2 protein-coding genes are annotated in these 2015 nt (G+C 41.0%); both read right to left on the bottom strand.

The annotated features are described in order from the left end of the window. Nucleotides 1-671: 671 nt before the first annotated feature. Nucleotides 672-1424 carry a transposase gene (locus AACT52_RS11165; protein ID WP_073636647.1) on the bottom strand — a complete coding sequence of 251 codons (753 nt, stop codon included), beginning with the start codon at nt 1422-1424 and terminating at the stop codon, nt 672-674. Next, nucleotides 1360-1920, bottom strand: coding sequence for a helix-turn-helix domain-containing protein (locus AACT52_RS11160; protein WP_143173029.1), 561 nt, complete (start codon nt 1918-1920; stop codon nt 1360-1362). The genes AACT52_RS11165 and AACT52_RS11160 overlap by 65 nt, the downstream gene beginning before the upstream one ends. Between the last annotated feature and the right edge of the window lie 95 nt (nt 1921-2015).

Below are 2015 nucleotides of genomic sequence, written 5' to 3'. Positions count from 1 at the left end.
CTAGTGCAGGCTGGCAAAAATAACTGACCAGTGATAGATGTTGGCTCGAGTACTGATAAGCTGAAAAGAATCCTTTCAAAACACAGAGGGAAGAAATGCCCCAACCAGTTGCGATCGCGATTAGATTATCCGAACAAAAAAAAACGGTTGTTAGAACGAAATACTGTGTCAAAAAAGAGAATTAACCCCTTTTAAACTAGGGGGTTAAAATTGACGTTGTGGCCACTATAGGCAGTTAATAAGTGACCGTTGAGAACTGCACCGTGAGAACAGAAAACAGTCGAGTCACTTATTAACTGCCCGTGACAAAAAGGAAAAATTGTGGTAATTGAACAACCCTACCGTGCCTTCGGCTGAAGGTAGGGTTGTTCAAAGATTTATGACCGCATTTAAGAACTGCTTGGCAGAACAGAAATCAACGAGTTCTACCAGAAAGCATTCAGAATTGGATTTCGCCGGGGATGGAATTGGTGAGTGGGTAGTTTGACCTTATGTGGCAGCAGATGTTAATTATACAATTGATGATAAAGTACCGGGTTCCCAAGTAGGCTTACTACAAAACTTTATTTCCCTATTGATTTTTTAAGAAACTTGTTAACAACTAATTGCCAAAACTCGTTAACAGGTTTTTAAGTTTCTTCTGTGCAGGCTGGCAAAAATAACTGACCAGTTTAAGCAGAATTAGGATAGCCTAAAAACTTCCAAATAAATGGCTTTGCCAAAGTACTATTAAAGTAATCGATGAAATTCAAAATTTGTTGCTTGAGGTCGTCAGTAGACATGAAGTTGCCACGTCGAAGTAAACGACGTACTAAGATACTAAACCAGCACTCAATCTGATTAAGCCAAGAACTATGCTTTGGAGTATAAACAAAACGAATTCGATGAGTTGTATCAGTTAAAAACGTTGCACGTGACTCCATGGAATGAAGAATTCCAGATTTACCTTTAACACCTAAATCAATGTCAATAGCGCAGTTAGTAGCGACAAGTCGAACTAAGGACTCTGACTTATGAGTATTGAGTTGATCGGTGACAAAAATCCAGCCATCGTTTGGATTAGTGGCGATGATTTGAGCAATATGATTAGCAAAATCTTCTTCGTTGCGTGTCTCTTTAACAGAGGCATTGACTACAAGTCCCTCAGCTACACTTATTGAGGCAATTAATGAAAGCGTTCCATGGCGAATATACTCAAATTCTTGGTATTCAACTTTACCCAGTTCCATTTCCTGAGTGGGATATGCTCGTTCGAGTGCTTGAATGCCTGTCATCTCATCCGTACTCACAACATTCACACTTTGAAGCTTTAGTTCTTCTGACGAATGGTATAAATGACAAACTTGATTCACTTCAAGTTTAAACGCTTTTGGATCTCCAGGATTTGCATTTAACCAGTAACGACTTCGATGTGGTTGCAACATTGCTTGATTTTAAAAAACGACCCACGCTTCGGGGTGAAATCTCTGGAACTATTTTACGCTTGATGACTTCGTCTGCAAGTTCTCTAGGCGTCCAGTGGCTAACTGGACGCCCAGAAGTTACTGGTATTTCACACGCAACTGCAATAATCTGAACGATTTCTTCTAGACTAAATTTTCCTGGATTCCCACGTCGTGGCTGATCGGAAAGCATCGAGATGATCTGTGTGAGCAAGTTTTCATCCGAGATCCCTTCTGATTCCCCTTGCTCAAATTTTTGGGCTGCATTTTCCCATCGTGTTCGCCATAATCGTACTTGTCCCCTTGTTAATCGTAGAGATGACGCCATTTCCGTATTCGTCATTCCTTGAGCTGCCCATAGGATCAACTGTGCCCTTTGCACTAACCGATACGGATTTGTCCGGGCACGGACTATTCGTTCTAACAACCGTTTTTGTTGAGAGGATAATCTAATCGCGATCGCAACTGGTTGGGGCATTTCTTCCCTCTGTGTTTTGAAAGGATTCTTTTCAGCTTATCAGTATTCAAGCCAACATCTATCACTGGTCAGTTATTTTTGCCAGCCTGCACTAG

Origin of the sequence: Scytonema sp. HK-05 (assembly GCF_963872035.1) — a bacterium.
In the GTDB taxonomy this organism is placed as follows: domain Bacteria; phylum Cyanobacteriota; class Cyanobacteriia; order Cyanobacteriales; family Nostocaceae; genus Kalymmatonema.
This window is presented reverse-complemented; position numbering and strand designations above follow the sequence as displayed.

Coding starts and splice junctions, on each gene's coding strand:
- AACT52_RS11160 (WP_143173029.1), bottom strand. CDS start 1,920: ATGCCCCAACCAGTTGCGATCGCGATTAGATTATCCTCTCAACAAAAA.
- AACT52_RS11165 (WP_073636647.1), bottom strand. CDS start 1,424: ATGTTGCAACCACATCGAAGTCGTTACTGGTTAAATGCAAATCCTGGA.